Origin of the sequence: Flavobacterium poyangense, assembly GCF_011751075.1 — a bacterium.
GTDB classification, from domain to species: Bacteria; Bacteroidota; Bacteroidia; order Flavobacteriales; family Flavobacteriaceae; genus Flavobacterium; species Flavobacterium poyangense.
Window position 1 is genome coordinate 51,628 of sequence record NZ_JAALLN010000013.1, and the last position, 18,778, is coordinate 70,405.

Below are 18,778 nucleotides of genomic sequence, written 5' to 3' on the forward strand. Positions count from 1 at the left end.
ATGAAAAAAGCAGCATCTAAATTATTGAAACGCTGCTTTTTTTGTTACTACTGTTTTACTGATAAGATAAATCCGTGCCTATAAAGCTTGGGCAAAATAATAAGCTGTAATTTATATTCATTGCGGTCACGGATTGTAAATCTACGAGATCGGGGATTGTTAAAATATACAACTATGAAAAAAATAACAATACTAGCTTGTCTTATAATAATAACACTTTCATGTAAAGGACAACAAATTATTCCTTTGGAAAAACTAATTGAATACAGAGATACTGAAGCTGATATTGTGGATGGTACTTATCTAAAAGATATAAATGGATTGTTAGATAAATATTTAGGGACTTGGAAAGGTAATTATGATAATATAAATTACACCTTTATTTTTACAAAAAACAAGAGTGAAATAAGAGGTCTTTTTATAGATCAATTGTATGTTCGATATTTAATAACTACAACAACAGGAAATGTTATTGAAGATACCCGAAGTTTACCAAATGCTGATGTGTTGATAATAAAAGGGGATTACATTAGCAAGTCCCTTGGATATTATGTATTGAATTATTTTGGGAAAAATACAGAATGCGGTCAATCTGGAGAAGTCTTTATTTCGACAACAAAAGACAATAAACAAATGAAGTTGTTTTTAGCGGCTTATCAAGGGATAATAGATGGTAGTAAATGCCCTAAAGTGACAGAACAAATATTGCCAACTAAATCAATGTTTTTAAGTAAGCAATAGTATAAAAAAGCAGCATATAAATTATTGAAACGCTGCTTTTTTGCTACTACTGTTTTACCGACAACATAAATCCGTGCCCATAAAGTTTGGGCACAATAATAAGCTGAAATTTATATGCATTGCGGGCACGAATTGCAAATCCGCGAGATCGGGTCTCTTACTTTTGAATTTACCTGCGTATTTTTTTAAACAAAGGAAGAACTGCTCGTAGCAGTTCTTCCTTTGTATTGGCAACAAATATGATCAATTTAGTCCTGGATATACGTTTTGTTTCCGTTAGAGTTGATATAATATCTACCACCTTTAGGCCCCGTATAGACTTTTTTTCCGTTGTATTCTCCGGTAACTTTATCTGCAACTTTCGGTGCTTTTTCGTTAGTCTCTTTAAGTTTTTTAGTAGCTGTTTTTGTGGCAGTCGCTTTAGTTTTTGCCGCTTTATCTAAAGTTTCTTTTGAACTGGCATTCACTTTGTCAGCACTCGCTTTAGTTTTGTCTGCTGCTGCCTTAGTTTTTGCAGCAGTTTTGTCTGCAGTTGCTTTAGCGCTGGCATTTGCTTTGTCGGCACTTGCTTTAGCTTTGTCGGTTTTTGCTTTCGTAGCGCTGGTAGCAGTTTTGTCTGCTTTCTCTTTTGCTTTTGTCGCTTTATCGGCAGTTTTTTTGGCATCGGCCTTTGTTTTGTCAGCGCTGGCTTTTGTTTTTTTCGCAGCAGCCTCCGTTTTTTTCGTTGCTTTGGTGATGTCCTGAGCGTAAAAATTAGTAGATAAAACTACCATAAGACAAAGTAATACTAATTTTTTCATAAGAGTGTCGTTTAAAATTCAATTAAAGTTAAACAATTTTTTGACAGGTTTTTTGTAAAGTGCTAAAAATAAGCACGAAGCTGCACGTTGCCCGTGTGAACAGTTGCTCCCGTCTCGCTTTTTCGGCCTTGATAGTTTAAATTAACATCCAGAAACTGTGTTAGATTCTTCTGCAAAAGCAATTTCCAGACTAAATTTTGCCCTGCCTGAAGTCCTTCTAACATCTGGAATCCTACTGAGGAGAATTCATTCCCCGTAAATTTATTTTCATAAAAAGAGAACTCTCCGTTTATCGTTACTTTTTTATCTCCTGCATAAGAAAAAGAAGTTCCAAGTCGGTTTTGAGCTAAAGTTTCGAAGTTTCCAATCTGGTTTTTTTTGTTCTGCAATTCGTAAAAGAAATCCAGACTGGTGTTTTTTGAAAATAAATAACTGATTTTTGGTGCAATTTGATATCCTTGCAGATTATAATTCTTTTCGGTGAAATCTTCTGAAAACAATGTAGTCTTGATTGTTTTGGTAAAGAAATTAAACAACCAGCTTTTCTGATACAGATGTGTGTATTGCAGTTGATGTGAATTGTTTTTCACCTCCTGAGAGCCAATCGAAAGCAGATTTTTTCCTTTATTAATCAGATAAGAGTAGGTGACTGAGTGTTTCTGTTTTCCGCGGTTGTAAAAAAGACTGTTTCTAAAACTCGAATTGAGTCCAAGCAAATTCTCATCTGAAGAATTAAACGGATTTAGTTCAAAACGGCCGCCGTTATTTTTTACTTTTCGATCCATAATAAACGAAGTCTGATTGTAAAAATAGGAAGCCAGTTTTTTGAAACCAGTTTCGTTTTGCCATTGCAACGGATTTAAAGTTACCGATTGTGAGAATTTATTCTGATTGGTTTTGATGTAGATTTGGTTGGGCAAAAAGATACGGATAAACTTTGCCTGATCGGGAAAGAGTGCAATTTCAAACTCTTCCAGTTCTTGTACACCGTTGCCATTATAATCATTCCAGGTGTAAACTCCTTGTCCTGTTGGAACTTCAATATAAGTAAATTCCTGTTGTGCAATAGTTCCTGAACTGGTTTCGTACACGGTTCCGATTTGCATAAACTGATTAAAAAACCGATCGTTATAAAGTATTCTTGAATTTAAAGATGGCTCCTTTTTTCGGGAGGCATCCGTAAATTCTAAGGTTCGGTAACTGGCATAAACTGCCAGATCTGTTTTTTTGTTCTGTATTAATTTTGATTTCAAGACATACATTTTCGAATCGTTGACATGCTGTAAGAAACCATTTTGTAAACTGTCATTACGACGTTGCAAATAACCCAGTTCTACAAAAACTTTGGTACTGTCGCCACGACCCACAAAAACACCATACTCTGAAAACCGTTGACTTAAAGCCGAAAACTGATTGCTGATTTTATCTTTCTGTTGGTTGTCTTCGATCTGAATGCTACCGCCAACCCAGTTTTTACCAAAATGATATTTGGTTTTAGTACGATTTCGGATAAATTTAGAAGTCGAAGCAGTGGCATCAGAACTAAGAGCACTTCCCTGATTTTCAATCGTCCATTGGTGTAATTTTGCAAAAAAGTTTACCGTATGTCTTGATCCTGAATAGCTTTCGGTAAAATCCAATTTTTCAAATTGGTAGGTAATAAAAGTGCTATTTGAAGTTTTTTTCTTGGCCAATAAATCAAAATTTAAACCCGCTACCAATAGGCTCTGATTTCCCAAAAGGGAGTTGTTTAAGTTCCAATCCCGATTAAATTCAATCGTATACAAACGTTCTATAGATTTGAAATTGTCTTGTACAAATTGATAATTGGCAAAAGCATCCAATGTCCATTCTCTCGAAAAAAGGCGTTTTTTGAGATTGGTCTTTAGAGCGATTCCTTTGTTATCGGAGTCGTCAATGCCGGAGAATAAATTTTTATCATTGTTGCTTATCGCGACTTCAAAATCGGCCAGTGTTTTTTCGTCCGGATTGTATTTTCCTAAAAAAGTGGCTACCTGAATTTTCATAGGAGCAACCAGTTTTACGATCGGTTCGTAATTTCCCTGTAATATTCCATTTATGGGAGCTGCATATTGGTAGATGCGTTCTACGGAATTGTTGTTTTGTATGATGTAATTCCCCTGATTGTTTCCAACAAGGCTAAATTTTACATTGTATAAAACATCAGTAGGCGTATTGGAATACTCGTAGATTTCAATGCCGTTAAGGGTTGTTTTTTTGTATAAAATTTTATTGTTTGCGTATTTGTCTTCATAGGCAGATGGGGCCGTCATTAAACTCTGATCATCTCCGGCCTGGCTTAAAATCTGAACTTGTTCTGTAGAAAGGTTTTGTTGTAAAGGTTGATTTTTTAAATCATTTTCAGAGTATAAATAACCGCCAAAACTCCAATTTTTGTTTTCATGCGTTGCTCCGGCATAAGTCACCAAACGGTTGTAATTGCGATCTGAATACTGGTATTCTATATTGATCCTCATTTCTGAGGTAATCGGGAAGAGCGAAGTAAAAACAATTTCGCCGGCATTATAATCGATTACATAGTCATTGTTTTCTCCACGTTTGAGCAGTACACCATTTACATAAACCCGCTCAGAACCCGAAATGACCAAAACGTAGAGTTCGCCGTTCTGACCTTTTAATTTATAAGGGCCCTGATTGCCTTCCTGACCGGTAAAAGTACTTTTGGCATATTGTCCTTTTACAAAAGCAACAGAAGCAAAAATATTGGTTTTACTTTTTTCGGTATCAAAATCAAAACTTGTTGAAAGTCCTTGTACCTTTTTATTAAAACTTAAAAATTGTGTTTTTCTGTTTTCTAAAAAAACATCACCCGCGCGAATGTTCCAGTCGTCGGTAAAGAGTTCCATGAAGATATTATCAAACTGATCGAGCTTTTGAGAGTATCCGCCATCCTGCAAAGGGATATTGCTATCCTGAAGAGAAGCTCTTAAACTTATTTTGTCGGATATTTTTCCCGTAATCTGAAGATCCAGATTCGAATTTAGTACCGTATTCTGATTGTTGCCAATGGTAACGCCACGGGTAATACTTCCCGAGGTGTTTAAACCATCAAAGGGAGTGACTTTTTTGGTGTTGGTGTTTTTGAGTTTGTATAGTTTTTCAGAGCCGATATCATTGCTAACGACCTGACTTTCGTTGTAAAGACCATATTCTTTAGTTAAGAAATCAGGGTATCTTAAATAGTTTACAATTAAAGTGTCGGATGTTGGTATAAATTTTTCATTGAGAAGCAGTGTCCCTTTTTTGAAATCAATTTTGTAGAAAGTAGAATCAATAGGTTCTTTTTTAGTATTTAAAAGCTCAAAAAAACCGGAATTGATGCTGAATTTTTCGAGCCGAATAGTATCTCGTGTTACCATTACTTTTTTGGTTTGGTATGCCGATTCTGTATTCTGGGCCTGTAGTCCGGAATACCAAAGAAACACCGTAAGAAACAGTAATTTTTTCAACATAAATACTTTAACTCTCAAAAGTCAAAAGTAGTATTTATAATTGGGAAATTCGGCTGCTTTTGTATTGGTGTGATTTAGTGAAATTTTACTTTGTAATACATTTTTTCACGCAGATTTATTATTGGGACTCTTCCGGAAAAAAAACATGTAATCTGCAATCCGAGCGATAGCGAACTTGCGAAGCAAATGTACGGATATAAAAAACCTGGTGATTTAGTGGCTTTGCCGGGATCATTTTTTTTAAAGATGATTTATTCTTTCGTAATCTGATAAAACAGTAAGTATACTTATCATGAACAAGTTATTGTTTAATGTCTTTTGTATTGTTAAGTTCTGCTGATTAACACTTATAAATTGTAAATAGTCATATATAAAATCATCTTATACTTATATATAATCTTGTTTTAGTTTTACGTGCAAATGAAGTAGCTTGATTAAGATTTTTTTTCAGGTTTAAGACTTTATTTTTTTGTAAATCATGAACTTATTTATTGGTCATAAATTAAAAACTCTGAGAAGAAATAGAGGATGGACACAGGAGTGGGTTTCCAATCAATTATTTATTTCTTCATCAGCTTATGCTTATATGGAGAGTGGTGAAAGTCAATTGTGGGTATGGCATATTGCCAAAATCTGTGAAATTTTTGAGATAACACCTGAAGTATTATTTGAAAAGGAAGTAGAAATAAAAGGTACATGGGCTGTAAACGACGAACTAACTCAAAATGCTTTGCTCAATGTGTATCGAAAAATAATAAAGAGGTATGAAGTACAAATTTCTGAATTACAGCAAACAATTAAGGATTTACAAAGGGAAAAAGAGCAATAAACAAAAGCCTCACTTGTGGTGATATCTCTTTCGAAGATTATTTCTTAACCTGAAAATAATTAATTTGTTTCCTTGGTAACGATTTGTATCGTTTCACGGCTTACTTGTTTTAATAAGACTTCTTTGTTTTCTTCAACCGTTTTTGCCGCTTGTTCCGTAAAGTGGCGAAGCGTATACAGGGTTACATTTTCGCTGTAATCTACTTTGAATTTTTTGGATAGGATGGCATTTAGCTTGTTGAAATTTTCAAATTTATCCTCAACACAAACAGAGAAACTGATAGCAGAGTTCTGAATCAGATTTACTTTGATTTTGAACTTGTGGATTAAAGCAAAAAGCTTACTGATGTTTGGGTTGTGTAATTTTCCAATTTACTTCGGTATCTCTGTAATTTGTATTGGTTTTGATAAAATTATGAGCATCAAGCGACTGTGTTTTGATTCCCATGAAATTCATAAAATGACTTAGAATTGGGGGCGAAATTAATTCCTCAAAACTCACGACCTGATCGTAAATAAAATCGTAGTTTGGTGATTTTTTTAAGAAGGATTTATCGTAAAGAAAGTTAAAAATTATAAGCAATGCTTAAATGTGATGTTTGCTATAATTATTTGAGTTTTTTTAATATTTCGGGGATACGTTTGATATAAATGAGTTCTTTCATTTTTGTTCTTGAGTCTTCTGCGGGTGATCCAAAGTACGATTTTCCTCCTTCAAGAGATTTATTTGCCGCTGATCTGGCCATTAGTATTGCTTTGCTACCAATTTTAATCCCGCTGGAAATACCTACTTGTCCCCAGATAGTTACCTCATCTTCTATCGTGACACAGCCAGAAATACCCGTTTGTGCGGCAATTAAGCAATTCTTTCCTATAGTAGTGTCGTGAGCAATATGTACCTGATTGTCTATTTTTGTACCTTCACCAATAACTGTATCACCAGTAACTCCTTTGTCTATTGTACATAAAGCACCAATGCTAACATTATTTTTTATAATTAGCCTGCCAGATGATAAAAGTTGATCGAAACCTTCAGGTCGTTTTTTAAAATAAAAAGCATCAGCAGCAAGGATTGTTCCGGAATGAATAACAACATTATTCCCTATTTCAACATTGTCATAAATAGTGACGTTAGCATGTATTAAACAGTTTTGGCCAATTTTTGTATGATGTCCTATAAAAGAATTAGGTTGTATTATGGTACCTTCTCCAATTTGGGCAGTGGCTGAAATAGTATTTATACTTGTACTGCCAAATGGTTGGAATGGCTTAAAATATTTTGTAAGTATATTGAAATCTCTGAATGGATCATCAGATATAAGCAAAGCTTTTCCTTTAGGGCATTCGACATTTTTGTTAATGAGTATTATAGTCGCCATCGATTGTAAAGCTTTTTTATAGTATTTAGGATGATCAACAAATACGATATCGCCTGATTCTGCTACATGAATTTCGTTCATGCCGTATACCGGGAAATTGTCGTGACCTATGTAGGTGGAATTGATAATTCCAGCTATTTCTTTTAATGAGTAGATATTTTGGAATTTCATTTTTGCTGTATTTTTTAATTATTAACGTATTTGTATTTTGAGAAATTCAATTAATGAAAGGATCATTTTTTTGTAAGTGGAACTATAAGGCGTAAAATATTTTTGATATGTAAACAGTTGCAATATATAAGAATTAATTTACTTTTTTGTTAAGAAAAGAAAAGTCTTACTTTTTTAACTAGAACTGCTTTTTTTGAATAATTTTTTTACGGTTTTATTACGCAAATTAATTATGAAATCATAAATTAATGTTTGTTAAAAAGTAAAGAATTTTCGTAAATAAAGAAAATGGATAAAGCAAGATTTCTCCGGTTTATTGACTATTTCTCAATCTGTATCTGCAAGGATAGACAAAGTCTCTTATGGGGATTTCGTATTGTTAAAATCGGTAAAATTTTTGTGATAACACCCGAAGTATTATTTGAAAAGGAAGAAGAAAAAAGGATACCGGGTCTACACTATGAAGTAACTCAAAATGCTTTACTCAATGTATATCGAAAAATAATAAAGAAATACGAAGTACAAATTTCTGAATTGCAGCAAAAAAATTAAGGGTTTACAAAGGGAAAAAGAGCAATAAAAAAAGGCCTCATTTATAGTGAGACCTCTTTCGAAAATTATTTTTTAACCTGAAAAATAATTAATTTGTTTCCTTGGTAACGATTTGCATCGTTTCACGGCTTACTTGTTTTAATAAGACTTCTTTGTTTTCTTCAACCGTTTTTGCCGCTTGTTCTGTAAAGTGACGAATCGTATACAGGGTTACATTTTCGCTGTAATCTACTTTGAATTTTTTTAATAAAATGGCATTTAGTTCATTGAAATTCTCATATTTATCCTCAACACAAACAGAGAAACTGATAGCAGAGTTCTGAATCAGATTTACTTTGATTTTGAATTCGTGAAACAAAGCAAAAATCTCACTGATATTCTCCTCCATAATAAAAGAAAAATCGATCGAAGAAAGTGAAATCAACAGTTGGTTTCTCTTTACAATAAAACACGGATATTGTGGTTCTAAATCAACTCCTTTAGAAACACAGGTTCCTTTTAATAGCGGGTTGACAAACGATTTTACATACAATGGAATTTCTTTTTTCTGTAACGGTTGCAGTGTTTTTGGGTGAATAACCGTTGCTCCGTAAAAGGCCAATTCGATGGCTTCACGATAGGAGATTTGGTTTAACAAACTTGCATTTTCAAAATAACGCGGATCGGCATTCATAACTCCCGGAACGTCTTTCCATATGGTTACACTTTCCGCATTTAGACAATAGGCGAAAATTCCGGCTGTATAATCTGAACCTTCACGACCCAAAGTGGTGGTAAAGTTGTTTTCATCGGCACCTAAAAATCCCTGAGTGATGTTTAACGTTTTTCTTGGAACATTTTTGCTGATGTTTTGTTGTGTAACTTCCCAATCTACTTCTGCATCTCTGTAGTTTGCATTGGTTTTGATGAAATTACGAACATCAAGCCACTGTGTTTTGATTCCCATGAAATTCATGAAATGACTTAGAATTGTAGTCGAAATTAATTCACCAAAACTCACTACCTGATCGTAAACAAAGTCATAGTTTGGGGATTTGTTATGTGCTAAGAAAAATTCTAATTCAGAAAAATGATCGTTTACAGCAGTAAAAACAGGCTGTTTTTCATCTTCAAACAAGTCCAATAAGATCTGATTGTGGTATTTCTTTATTTCTTGTACAGATGAATTTAGCTCTTGCGATTTATCAAAATAATTCTTGATCACAACCTCAAGGGCATTTGTAGTTTTTCCCATAGCCGAAACTATTAGAATCACATCTTCATAACCTACTTTTTGTAAAACGTCGTATACGTTTTTTATTCCTTCCGCATCTTTTACTGATGCACCACCAAATTTAAATACTCTCATTTTTAATTTTAGATTTTAGATTTCAGATTGTAGATTTTGATTTCTGTTCAATAATCTGAAATTTATATTTTAGAATTCTGACTTTAAAACTTTCGACTTTTGACTTTCGACTTTGTTATAATTTTTCTAAAAACGAATTAATTCCTTCCTCGTTCATTTGAACCACCTGCCAGCCATCCAAAATTTTTGCTCCGGAATTTTCGTAGAATTTAACTGCAGGCGTATTCCAATCAAGAACATTCCATTCGATTCTCTTAACCTGATCTCTTTTTCCCTGTTTTATAATTTCAGAATAAAGGGCAAATCCTAAACCGGATCCGCGCATTTTATCCTTTACAATTAGGTCTTCAAGGTGAATTGTTTTTCCTTTCCAGGTAGAATAGCGATAATAATAAAATGCAATTCCAACAATTTCATTTTCTACCTCTGCTACAAAAACATGAAACAAAGGGTTTGCACCAAAACCGTCACGTACCAAATCATCTGCTGTGATGGTGACTGCTTCAGGTTCTTTTTCGAATACAGCCAACTCCTGTATTAGTCCCAAAACCGATTTCATGTCTTCAGGATTCCCTTTTCTAATATTCATATATTCTTATTATTAAGCGTTTATTAGCTAAAATATTGTGTTTTTATGCGTTGCTTTTTGCTTTTGTTTAGCAAATATACAATAGTAGCAAACTAACAAAATAATTTTTAAACCATTCTCACAAAAAAAACGATATTTGTGACTTAAAAATAAAACTACAACGATTTAGTAATGGAAGAACGCAATAAAACACTGGGAGAGTTTATTATTGAGAATCAGAAAGCATTTCAATACTCGTCAGGGGAGTTATCCCGAATTATCAACTCTATACGTTTGGCGGCGAAAGTCGTAAACTATAAAGTAAACAAAGCAGGATTAGTGGATATCGTTGGCGCTGCCGGCGAGCAAAATATCCAGGGAGAAGATCAGCAGAAACTGGATGTTTATGCTAACGAAGTATTTATTCAGACGTTAATTAACCGTGAGATTGTCTGTGGTATTGCTTCTGAAGAAAACGACGATTTTATTACTGTTCAGGGTAGTGATAATGCCCATAACAATAAGTATGTGGTTTTAATGGATCCTTTAGACGGATCTTCAAATATTGATGTGAATGTTTCAGTAGGATCTATCTTTTCGGTTTTCAGAAGAGTGACGCCAATCGGAACTCCGGTTACCAGTGAGGACTTTTTGCAGCCGGGAGTTAATCAGGTTGCGGCCGGTTATGTTATTTATGGAACATCGACGATGTTGGTGTATACCACAGGTCATGGGGTAAATGGTTTTACTTTAAATCCTGCTATCGGAACGTTTTATCTTTCACATCCTAATATGAAATTTCCGGTTGACGGGCATATTTATTCGGTAAACGAAGGTAATTATGTGCATTTCCCGCAAGGAGTAAAGAATTATATAAAATATTGTCAGAGAGAAGAAGAGGACAGACCTTATACATCAAGGTATATCGGAAGTTTAGTTTCTGATTTCCATAGAAATATGATTAAAGGAGGGATTTATTTGTATCCAACAAGCTCAAAAGCACCAAAAGGAAAATTGCGTTTGCTGTACGAATGTAATCCGATGGCCTTCATTGCAGAACAAGCAGGTGGAAAAGCAACAGATGGTTTCGGAAGAATCATGGAAATCCAACCAACAGAATTGCATCAGAGAGTGCCATTTTTCTGTGGAAGTTTTAATATGGTGGAGAAAGCTGAGGAGTTTATGGCTGAAGAGCTGTAGGTTTCTGTTTTAATAAATCAAAAAAACCGATAGTTTTACTATCGGTTTTTTTAGTTTTATATGTTTTTAGGTTCAGTTTAAAACTGTAAATTGCCACTGAACGCTGCAAACTTATTTATTCATATTCTCCATTTCGAATGAAAAAGTATCTAAATCTACTTTTCTATCGACTAAACTTAAGGCTTTAGAAACAATATAGTCTACATTCCCCGGTGTAAAACCCAGAGCTAATCCCATACGTCTTAACATTACTTCTTGTTGGTCTCCCAAATGATGGTCGATATGTACCATTCTTGCTAAGTCATATAAACGTTCTATACGATGTGCATACAAATAAGGTGGGTTTATAGGATGTTTCCAAGGTTCACTAAGGATTTCCTTGTATTCTTCTTCCGAGATTTCTAATCTTGAAGCTAGTTTGTCCAAAAAGGTTTGCTCTTCGTCATTAATTTTTCCGTCAGCAAAAGCTACACGAACAATTGCAGAGAAATGGCCTCTGTTTCTTTGTTTGAATTCGTTATCAAATAATTCTGAAAATGGCATAATTAATCGGTTTTTTGTAAAACAAATATAAAACTTGTTTTAATTTAATGATTTTAAATTTCTCATAAAATTACGCATAATTTTTCTAAGTTGTTTTACTGGGGGTAGACTTTTAATTTTCAAAATTAATCGTAAGTTTACAAACCCTTAATCAATTAATAGTACAATTTTTATGTCGCAGTTTTGGATTTATTTTCAAATAGGATTAAAGCATGTTTTAGATATACACGCCTACGATCACGTTCTTTTTTTAATCGCATTAACAGTTCCGTATACCTTCAAGGATTGGAAACGCATTTTGCTTTTGGTTTCCGTTTTTACAATTGGTCATACTTTGGCTTTAGTACTTTCTGTTTTTGGTATTATTAGTGTTAAAGTTGATCTTGTTGAGTTCCTGATTCCGATTACGATTTTAATAACTGCTTTGTATCATTTGTTTACGGCAGGTAAGAATGCTAAGAATGATGGTGTGAATCTGCTGTTTTTTGTAACCTTGTTTTTTGGAATTATACACGGACTTGGATTTTCAAATTATTTCAAGACAATATTAGGTGGTTCGGCAACGTCAAAATTATTACCTTTGGGAGAGTTTGCTTTGGGAATTGAAGCAGCACAATTAGTTGTGGTTTTTGTGGTTTTGGTAGTATCCTATATCGTGCAGACTGTTTTTCGTTTTTCAAAACGCGACTGGGCACTTGTAATGTCGGCTTTTGTTGTGGGAGTTGTCATTCCTATGATTATTGAAAGCCCTATTTGGAACAGATAAAATAAATGGAAGTAAAAAAAATAAATAAATACGATAAAGCCTATTTGCGAATTGCCAAAGAATGGAGTTTACTTTCCTATTGTAAGCGCAAGCAGGTAGGAGCTATTATCGTAAAAGACCGAATGATTATTTCTGACGGTTACAACGGAACACCGACAGGATTTGAAAACTGTTGCGAAGACGAAGAAGGTTTGACGCGTTGGGATGTTTTGCATGCCGAGGCCAATGCCATTCTAAAAGTAGCCCGATCAACGCAATCTTGCGAAGGAGCGACTTTGTATATCACTTTGTCTCCTTGTAAAGAATGCAGCAAATTAATTCATCAATCAGGAATAAAAAGAGTCGTTTATCATGATGGTTATCGCGACGACTCAGGAATTCAGTTTTTAATAAAAGCAGGTGTAGAAGTATTACATATTCCCGTTTTAGAAGAATAGATGAAATTTAATCCAAAATACTTACCCATTGTTATAGGAGCCGTTTTTGCTCTTGGCATAGTTCTAGGAAGCCTGATGAATGCTCCCGTAGAGGATCAGCTTTTGGCTAGAAATTACTCTAAAACCAAACTCAACAAACTGATTGATTTTATCAATAATGAGTATGTTGATAGTGTCAATACTGATTCGATCGTAAACCTGACGGTCGATAATATCCTGTCCAAATTAGATCCGCATTCGGTTTATATTCCTCCAACGGAACAAGCAGAAGTGGCTGAAAGCATGAAAGGTGATTTTGTAGGGATCGGAATCAATTTTTATATGTACAAAGATTCCGTTGCTATCATCAGACCTGTTGAAAACGGACCTTCAGCCAAAGCCGGATTAAAATCGGGCGACCGTATTTTGTTTGCCGGTAAAACGAAATTATTTGGCAGAAGACTACCCTCTGACAGTTTGTTTTCTAAGCTGAAAGGAATTAAAGGTTCTGAAATTGAACTAACTGTTTTTAGAAAATCAGAGCAAAAGAAGCTGAAGTTTAAAATTAAGCGAGATATCATTCCAATAAAAAGTGTGGATGCCTCTTTGTTACTTGATAATAAGACCGGTTACATAAAGATAAACCGTTTTGCGGAAACCACTTATAAAGAATTCAAAACAGGTTTAACCCGTTTACAGCAAAAAGGAATTCAGTCCTTAATAATCGATCTTCGCGATAATGGAGGCGGTTATATGGAGGAAGCAGTAGCGATTGGTGATGAGTTCCTGAAAGACAAAGAACTGATTGTTTTTACCAAAAGCAAAAATGGGACTACCGAAAAAACATACGCCAATAAAGGAGGAAGTTTTGAAAATGGAAAAGTTTATGTGCTGATTAATGAAAACAGTGCATCGGCAAGTGAAATTCTGGCAGGAGCACTTCAGGATAACGATCGTGGAACGATTGTAGGTCGCCGTTCTTTTGGAAAAGGATTGGTACAACGCGAAATGGATTTTAATGACGGATCAGCCGTAAGATTAACTGTAGCCAGATATTATACGCCAACTGGAAGATCCATTCAGAAGCCTTATAAAAAAGGAAATGAAGAATATTACAAAGAGTCGGAAGATCGTATCAAATCAGGCGAGTTATATGCTAAAGACAGTATAAAAGTAGCCGATAGCTTAAAGTTTAAAACGCCAAAAGGAAAAATCGTTTACGGCGGCGGCGGAATTGTTCCGGATGTTTTTGTACCGATGGAAGCAGAGCACGGAAATGAAAATGTGGCGTATTTGCTTCAAACCGGAATCGTAGGTCATTTCGTTTTTGAAGAGTTGGATAAAAACAGAAATGCTTTAGCAGGACTTCATTTTAATGAGTTTTTGACAAAAATGAAAGACTCAGATGTATATTTTAAGAAATTTAAAAATTACGTTCTGGCCACAGGTTTGGACTTAAAACTAGATAAAACAAAGGCATTGGTAAATCGTTATATTACTGCAGAATTTGCCCGTCAATTGTACGGTGAACTGTATTATTACAATGTGATTTTAAAAGACGATGCCATGATCAAAGCAGTACTGAATTCAAAAAAATAACCTAAACTTTTTTTCTTATGGGAGACAGCAGTGTTGTAAATGCGGAAATTGAACTTTTGACAGCACTTAAAAATGCTGATGTAGCTGCTTTAGAAAAATTGCTGCACGATGATTTGCTTTTTAATTTACCTGACGGACAAACGATCACAAAAGAGCTTGATTTGAACACACATCGTTCCGGTAGAATAAAAATTCAGGTTCTTGAAGCTTCAGATCAACTGATTAATGTTATTGGAGATTCGGCCGTTGTCAGTGTTTCTGTTTTGCTTAAAGGAACCTACGATAGTCAGCCATTTGATGGTGTTTTTCGATACATACGTGTCTGGAAACAATTCGAAGAAGGTTTAAAAGTAATTGCCGGTAGCTGTGTAACGCTAAGTTAAAATTTTTAGAAGCCTTTATGCATAAATGATTTAGCGGTTTTTTTCTCACGCAGATTTTGCGGATTCCAATATTGAGAAAAAATCAGCAAAATCTGCGTGCAAAAAAAACTTTGCGATTTTGCGTCTTTGCGAGCTAAAAAACTCTTGCGAATTCATTGCTGTTAAAGTATTACGCAATAACGTAAGGTGATTGAAATCTGAAGTAAAAAGATTAGATGTAGTTTGTTTTTAAAACAAGCAAATCAGCTAAATCAGCAAAATCTGCGTGCAAAAAACACATTGCGAACCTTGCGTAAATCCTTGCGAACTTTGCGGTTAAAACCTATCTATCGAATACTATCATGTGCATGAGTCTGCACACCATTATTCCATAAAGTAAGAATATCTGTTGCAACTGCGGCACCACTTCCGGCAGCTATTGCCAATTGACTTCTCCATCCCGCTAAAGTTCCGATTACATAAATACCATCGGCTACTTTATGATCGTCGTTTTTAAGCTGAATACGTTGTTTTTCGGGAAGCGCTTTTTTATGTGGTTCAATATAATGTAGTAAACCTTCAATGTCAAAAGTGTTAGCAGAGCCAATTCCGATGACAATGCTTTTTGTTTTATACGAACTTTTATTAGTAGTAACCGTAAATTCAGGGAAAGTTCCCTCAACTTTGATTACTTTCTCGTTCGGAATTTGTGTGATGTGTGGGTAGCTTTGTGCTAAATCCTGCGTGCTTTCAGTAAGTAAGTCAGAACCTAATTTACCCGGAGTTATGCCATAAGCATTGTAGAAAATAGCTTCCTGTAGAGAAGAATTCTTTTGATGTGTAAAAATCCCTATTTTTTTATCGGTAGCAAAAGCTTTGTTTTTAGCTGATCCCAGAACGAGGGCGCAAGACATGCCTGAAACGCCTCCGCCGATAATTAAAGTGTCGAACATATTGTTATCTGCCATTTGTTTTTTCTTCGATTTTTTTGGAAATTCTAAAAATCAAAAGAATCAAAACGGCACAAAATGAAGCTGCGATTCCAATAAAAGCTACTGCACTGTCTCCTTGAAAAGGATTCTTAAAGTCCAATAACGTAACATTAAAAACGATTAAAGCTAATGCTAAAAGCACTAAGATTGAAGTGAAAATTTTCATAAGGCTGTTTGTTTGTCTAAAATAAGAAAATGAAATTTTACCGCAATGAATACCGTAAAACCATTTGTTTTAAATTTTATGGGGTAAATTTATAAAAATATCTGTTAGACGAACAAACCTTTAACATTAGCAGCGAATAATTTAACAGCAATAGCTAAAAGGATCACTCCAAATGTCTTGCGAACCACGCCAAGTCCATTTTCTCCTAATAAAGTTTCAATTTTTTTAGAAGATTTCAAGACGATATATACTAGGATGATATTCAGTAGAATGGCAATGATAATGTTGATGGTATGGAATTGAGATCGCAAGGAAAGTAAAGTAGTCATTGTTCCGGCTCCTGCTATTAATGGAAAAGCCAAAGGAACGATAGAAGCTGATCCAGGTTCTTCATCACGATAGATGCGGATTCCTAAAATCATCTCTAAGGCAAGAAAGAACAATACAAACGAACCGGCAACGGCAAAAGAATGTACATCTATACCTATAATATTAAGGAAGCCTTCTCCGACGAAAAGAAAGACGATCATGATGATTCCGGCAACAAGGGAAGCTTTTTCAGATTCGATGTGGCCTACTTTTGCTCTTAAATTTACAATGATCGGAATAGATCCTACGATATCAATTACTGCAAAAAGCACCATTCCAACGGTGATAATTTCCTTAAAATCAATTTCTAACATACTTTATTTGTTTAGAGGTTAAAGAGGTGCAAATGTAAATAATAAAGTTAGGGCTTTTATTGTTTAAAATCTAATCTCGCATTTTTGTTATAAAAACATGTTTTTTGGTTTAAAAAAGTGATATTTGTAACATTTGACGATTTGTTTTGTTGATTTATAGGTAAAATGTGGAGATTATTTTTGCTTTGAATTTATGGTAGAGACATCAGGATAGTTTGACTATCTTTGCACTTTATAAATTCAGTATTTTTAGTATCATGTTTCAATTAGGAAAAACCATTATTTCAGAAGATATTCTTGAAAAAGAATTTGTGTGCAACTTGTCAGCTTGTAAAGGGGCGTGTTGTGTTGATGGAGATGCCGGTGCTCCTTTAAGTGAGGCCGAAACTGAAATAATGGAGCGTATTTATGATAAGGTAAAACCTTTTTTGCGAAAAGAAGGGATTGCTGCCATTGAAGCGCAGGGAACCTGGGTAAAAGGAAATGATGGTGATCTTGAAACGCCATTAATTGATAATAAAGATTGTGCTTACGTTATTTTTGACGGGAAAACCGCGCTTTGCGGAATTGAGCAAGCTTACAATCAGGGAATCGTAGACTGGAAAAAACCGGTTTCGTGTCATTTATATCCAATTCGGGTAAAAGATTTTACAGAGTTTGCTGCAGTTAATTATGATAAATGGGAAATTTGTGATGATGCCTGTTCTTTGGGTAAAGAATTAGAAGTTCCGGTTTATAAATTTGTCAAAGAAGCATTGATTCGCCGTTTTGGAGAAGACTGGTATTTGGAACTCGAAAAAGTGGCAGAAGAACTTAAAAAATCCTAAAGATTCGGTAGCCATTACTATTGCTGAGAAGCACTCCGAAATAGATTGGAAAAAGTAAAAGTAACGATCAAATAAAGTTTTAAAAACAATTAAAAATTTCTTGGTTTTTTAAATAAAAAGTCTATGTTTTATGGGGCTTTAGCTTGTGATTGAGATTTTAAATCACTCATTTACAGTAATTTAAAAATTGTATGAAAAATATTCCACTTTTTTGATGTTGTTAAAAACTACGCCCGATTGTGAATAAGTTTGGCTTTTATTTTTGGCTACAAATGACAATCTTTGTACTCTACTGAATGAGCAAAAATTCAACACAAAAAATTAACATAAAAGCCATGTCACAAGTCGAGCCAATATTGCAAGAAAACAAAAATCGTTTCGTAATCTTTCCTATCAAACACCACGATATTTGGGATTGGTATAAGAAGATGGAAGCTAGTTTTTGGACGGCAGAAGAAATCGATTTACATCAGGATTTAAATGACTGGAATAATAAATTGTCAGATGATGAACGTTATTTTGTAAAACACATTTTAGCCTTTTTTGCTGCTTCTGACGGAATTGTAAATGAAAACCTTGCAGAAAATTTTGTAAACGAAGTACAATATGCTGAAGCTAAATTCTTTTATGGTTTTCAAATCATGATGGAGAATATTCACAGCGAAACGTATTCTCTTCTAATTGATACCTATGTAAAAGACGAAGCAGAAAAAGCAGAGTTGTTTAATGCATTAGAAGTTTTTCCTGCCATTGGTAAAAAAGCAGAATGGGCTTTGAAGTGGATTGAATCGGATTCGTTTGCAGAAAGACTTATTGCTTTTGCAGCTGTTGAAGGAATATTTTTCTCAGGTGCTTTTTGCTCTATTTTCTGGTTGAAAAAACGTGGTTTAATGCCAGGTTTAACATTTTCTAACGAATTAATCTCTCGTGATGAAGGTGTACACTGTGATTTTGCAGTGCATTTGCACAATCACCATTTAATCAACAAAGTTCCAAAAGATAGAATTAAAGAAATTATAGTGGATGCCTTAAATATCGAAAGAGAGTTTGTTACAGAATCTCTTCCGGTAAGTTTAATAGGTATGAATGCTGCTTTAATGACACAATATCTGGAGTTTGTTGCAGACAGACTACTTGTAGAGTTAGGTTGTGACCGTGTTTATGGATCTGCGAATCCGTTTGACTTTATGGACATGATATCTTTACAAGGTAAGACCAATTTCTTCGAAAAAAGAGTGTCAGAATATCAAAAAGCCGGAGTTATGAATAGTGGTTCAGGTGGTGATAGTGATTCGCAGAAAATTAGCTTTGATGCGGATTTTTAGACAACAAGAATATTTTTA

General features: G+C 34.5%; 20 protein-coding genes. 10 read left to right on the forward strand and 10 right to left on the reverse strand.

The features are described 5' to 3' along the window. Positions 1-174: 174 nt before the first annotated feature. The gene (locus G3A47_RS17350; RefSeq protein ID WP_166924645.1) at positions 175-741 is read left to right on the forward strand and encodes a DUF6705 family protein; all 567 of its coding nucleotides are present in this window, start codon (positions 175-177) and stop codon (positions 739-741) included. 248 nt (positions 742-989) lie between these two features. Here G3A47_RS17350 and G3A47_RS17355 read toward each other — a convergent pair whose 3' ends face one another. Both G3A47_RS17355 and G3A47_RS17360 read right to left on the reverse strand, forming a co-directional pair. Beyond that, positions 990-1,541, reverse strand: coding sequence for a hypothetical protein (locus tag G3A47_RS17355; protein WP_166924647.1), 552 nt, complete (start codon positions 1,539-1,541; stop codon positions 990-992). Positions 1,542-1,603: 62 nt separating this feature from the next. Further along, the gene (locus G3A47_RS17360; protein WP_166924649.1) at positions 1,604-5,035 is read right to left on the reverse strand and encodes a hypothetical protein; all 3,432 of its coding nucleotides are present in this window, start codon (positions 5,033-5,035) and stop codon (positions 1,604-1,606) included. A gap of 478 nt (positions 5,036-5,513) precedes the next feature. Between G3A47_RS17360 and G3A47_RS17365 the strand changes: the two genes are divergently transcribed. Then, on the forward strand, positions 5,514-5,864 hold the full coding sequence (locus G3A47_RS17365; protein WP_166924651.1) for a helix-turn-helix domain-containing protein: 351 nt from the start codon (positions 5,514-5,516) through the stop codon (positions 5,862-5,864). A 339-nt stretch (positions 5,865-6,203) separates the two neighbouring features. On the opposite strand, the gene G3A47_RS24760 is transcribed toward G3A47_RS17365, so the two are convergent. Further along, positions 6,204-6,446, reverse strand: a complete 243-nt coding sequence (locus G3A47_RS24760) for a hypothetical protein (protein WP_458294227.1) — start codon at positions 6,444-6,446, stop codon at positions 6,204-6,206. Between the two features lie 25 nt (positions 6,447-6,471). Further along, positions 6,472-7,413 (reverse strand): UDP-3-O-(3-hydroxymyristoyl)glucosamine N-acyltransferase, encoded by a 942-nt coding sequence (locus G3A47_RS17375; protein ID WP_166924653.1) that lies wholly within the window; start codon positions 7,411-7,413, stop codon positions 6,472-6,474. A 288-nt stretch (positions 7,414-7,701) separates the two neighbouring features. Here G3A47_RS17375 and G3A47_RS17380 point away from each other — a divergent pair, with 288 nt between their 5' ends. Further along, entirely contained in the window at positions 7,702-7,965 is a 264-nt protein-coding gene (locus tag G3A47_RS17380) for a hypothetical protein (protein ID WP_166924655.1), read from the forward strand. A gap of 88 nt (positions 7,966-8,053) precedes the next feature. Here G3A47_RS17380 and G3A47_RS17385 read toward each other — a convergent pair whose 3' ends face one another. Further along, positions 8,054-9,313 (reverse strand): aspartate kinase, encoded by a 1,260-nt coding sequence (locus G3A47_RS17385; protein ID WP_166924656.1) that lies wholly within the window; start codon positions 9,311-9,313, stop codon positions 8,054-8,056. A gap of 115 nt (positions 9,314-9,428) precedes the next feature. Further along, positions 9,429-9,902: a GNAT family N-acetyltransferase gene (locus G3A47_RS17390; protein ID WP_166924657.1), complete on the reverse strand. Its 474-nt coding sequence runs from the start codon at positions 9,900-9,902 to the stop codon at positions 9,429-9,431. Positions 9,903-10,073: 171 nt separating this feature from the next. Between G3A47_RS17390 and fbp the strand changes: the two genes are divergently transcribed. Next, positions 10,074-11,081 carry a class 1 fructose-bisphosphatase gene (fbp, locus tag G3A47_RS17395; RefSeq protein WP_166924658.1) on the forward strand — a complete coding sequence of 336 codons (1,008 nt, stop codon included), beginning with the start codon at positions 10,074-10,076 and terminating at the stop codon, positions 11,079-11,081. Positions 11,082-11,192: 111 nt separating this feature from the next. Here the strand turns inward: fbp and G3A47_RS17400 are convergent, their stop codons facing one another. After that, positions 11,193-11,624: a TerB family tellurite resistance protein gene (locus tag G3A47_RS17400; protein ID WP_166924659.1), complete on the reverse strand. Its 432-nt coding sequence runs from the start codon at positions 11,622-11,624 to the stop codon at positions 11,193-11,195. 172 nt (positions 11,625-11,796) lie between these two features. On the opposite strand from G3A47_RS17400, the gene G3A47_RS17405 reads away from it, so the two are divergent. The 4 genes from G3A47_RS17405 to G3A47_RS17420 are packed head-to-tail and all read left to right on the forward strand — an operon-like array spanning position 11,797 to position 14,788. Beyond that, on the forward strand, positions 11,797-12,390 hold the full coding sequence (locus tag G3A47_RS17405; RefSeq protein ID WP_166924660.1) for a HupE/UreJ family protein: 594 nt from the start codon (positions 11,797-11,799) through the stop codon (positions 12,388-12,390). A gap of 5 nt (positions 12,391-12,395) precedes the next feature. Beyond that, positions 12,396-12,827: a deoxycytidylate deaminase gene (locus tag G3A47_RS17410; protein ID WP_166924661.1), complete on the forward strand. Its 432-nt coding sequence runs from the start codon at positions 12,396-12,398 to the stop codon at positions 12,825-12,827. Next, on the forward strand, positions 12,828-14,405 hold the full coding sequence (locus tag G3A47_RS17415) for a S41 family peptidase (RefSeq protein ID WP_166924662.1): 1,578 nt from the start codon (positions 12,828-12,830) through the stop codon (positions 14,403-14,405). It abuts the gene before it with no gap. Positions 14,406-14,422: 17 nt separating this feature from the next. After that, a complete protein-coding gene (locus G3A47_RS17420) occupies positions 14,423-14,788 on the forward strand; it encodes a nuclear transport factor 2 family protein (RefSeq protein ID WP_166924663.1) in 366 nt (121 codons plus the stop codon). A 326-nt stretch (positions 14,789-15,114) separates the two neighbouring features. Here the strand turns inward: G3A47_RS17420 and G3A47_RS17425 are convergent, their stop codons facing one another. The 3 genes from G3A47_RS17425 to G3A47_RS17435 form a co-directional block, all read right to left on the reverse strand. Next, entirely contained in the window at positions 15,115-15,720 is a 606-nt protein-coding gene (locus G3A47_RS17425; protein WP_166924772.1) for an FAD-dependent oxidoreductase, read from the reverse strand. A gap of 4 nt (positions 15,721-15,724) precedes the next feature. Further along, a complete protein-coding gene (locus tag G3A47_RS17430; RefSeq protein WP_166924665.1) occupies positions 15,725-15,925 on the reverse strand; it encodes a hypothetical protein in 201 nt (66 codons plus the stop codon). Between the two features lie 104 nt (positions 15,926-16,029). After that, positions 16,030-16,608 (reverse strand): MarC family protein, encoded by a 579-nt coding sequence (locus tag G3A47_RS17435; protein ID WP_166924667.1) that lies wholly within the window; start codon positions 16,606-16,608, stop codon positions 16,030-16,032. Between the two features lie 257 nt (positions 16,609-16,865). Here G3A47_RS17435 and G3A47_RS17440 point away from each other — a divergent pair, with 257 nt between their 5' ends. Next, on the forward strand, positions 16,866-17,435 hold the full coding sequence (locus G3A47_RS17440) for a DUF3109 family protein (RefSeq protein ID WP_166924669.1): 570 nt from the start codon (positions 16,866-16,868) through the stop codon (positions 17,433-17,435). A gap of 335 nt (positions 17,436-17,770) precedes the next feature. After that, entirely contained in the window at positions 17,771-18,760 is a 990-nt protein-coding gene (locus G3A47_RS17445) for a ribonucleotide-diphosphate reductase subunit beta (RefSeq protein WP_166924671.1), read from the forward strand. The last annotated feature ends 18 nt before the right edge of the window (positions 18,761-18,778 follow it).

Coding starts and splice junctions, on each gene's coding strand:
- G3A47_RS17440 (WP_166924669.1), top strand. CDS start 16,866: ATGTTTCAATTAGGAAAAACCATTATTTCAGAAGATATTCTTGAAAAA.
- G3A47_RS17385 (WP_166924656.1), bottom strand. CDS start 9,313: ATGAGAGTATTTAAATTTGGTGGTGCATCAGTAAAAGATGCGGAAGGA.
- G3A47_RS17425 (WP_166924772.1), bottom strand. CDS start 15,720: ATGTTCGACACTTTAATTATCGGCGGAGGCGTTTCAGGCATGTCTTGC.
- G3A47_RS17410 (WP_166924661.1), top strand. CDS start 12,396: ATGGAAGTAAAAAAAATAAATAAATACGATAAAGCCTATTTGCGAATT.
- G3A47_RS17400 (WP_166924659.1), bottom strand. CDS start 11,624: ATGCCATTTTCAGAATTATTTGATAACGAATTCAAACAAAGAAACAGA.
- G3A47_RS17355 (WP_166924647.1), bottom strand. CDS start 1,541: ATGAAAAAATTAGTATTACTTTGTCTTATGGTAGTTTTATCTACTAAT.
- G3A47_RS17365 (WP_166924651.1), top strand. CDS start 5,514: ATGAACTTATTTATTGGTCATAAATTAAAAACTCTGAGAAGAAATAGA.
- G3A47_RS17390 (WP_166924657.1), bottom strand. CDS start 9,902: ATGAATATTAGAAAAGGGAATCCTGAAGACATGAAATCGGTTTTGGGA.
- G3A47_RS17420 (WP_166924663.1), top strand. CDS start 14,423: ATGGGAGACAGCAGTGTTGTAAATGCGGAAATTGAACTTTTGACAGCA.
- G3A47_RS17415 (WP_166924662.1), top strand. CDS start 12,828: ATGAAATTTAATCCAAAATACTTACCCATTGTTATAGGAGCCGTTTTT.
- G3A47_RS17435 (WP_166924667.1), bottom strand. CDS start 16,608: ATGTTAGAAATTGATTTTAAGGAAATTATCACCGTTGGAATGGTGCTT.
- G3A47_RS17430 (WP_166924665.1), bottom strand. CDS start 15,925: ATGAAAATTTTCACTTCAATCTTAGTGCTTTTAGCATTAGCTTTAATC.
- G3A47_RS17380 (WP_166924655.1), top strand. CDS start 7,702: ATGGATAAAGCAAGATTTCTCCGGTTTATTGACTATTTCTCAATCTGT.
- G3A47_RS17445 (WP_166924671.1), top strand. CDS start 17,771: ATGTCACAAGTCGAGCCAATATTGCAAGAAAACAAAAATCGTTTCGTA.
- G3A47_RS17405 (WP_166924660.1), top strand. CDS start 11,797: ATGTCGCAGTTTTGGATTTATTTTCAAATAGGATTAAAGCATGTTTTA.
- G3A47_RS17375 (WP_166924653.1), bottom strand. CDS start 7,413: ATGAAATTCCAAAATATCTACTCATTAAAAGAAATAGCTGGAATTATC.
- G3A47_RS17350 (WP_166924645.1), top strand. CDS start 175: ATGAAAAAAATAACAATACTAGCTTGTCTTATAATAATAACACTTTCA.
- fbp (WP_166924658.1), top strand. CDS start 10,074: ATGGAAGAACGCAATAAAACACTGGGAGAGTTTATTATTGAGAATCAG.
- G3A47_RS17360 (WP_166924649.1), bottom strand. CDS start 5,035: ATGTTGAAAAAATTACTGTTTCTTACGGTGTTTCTTTGGTATTCCGGA.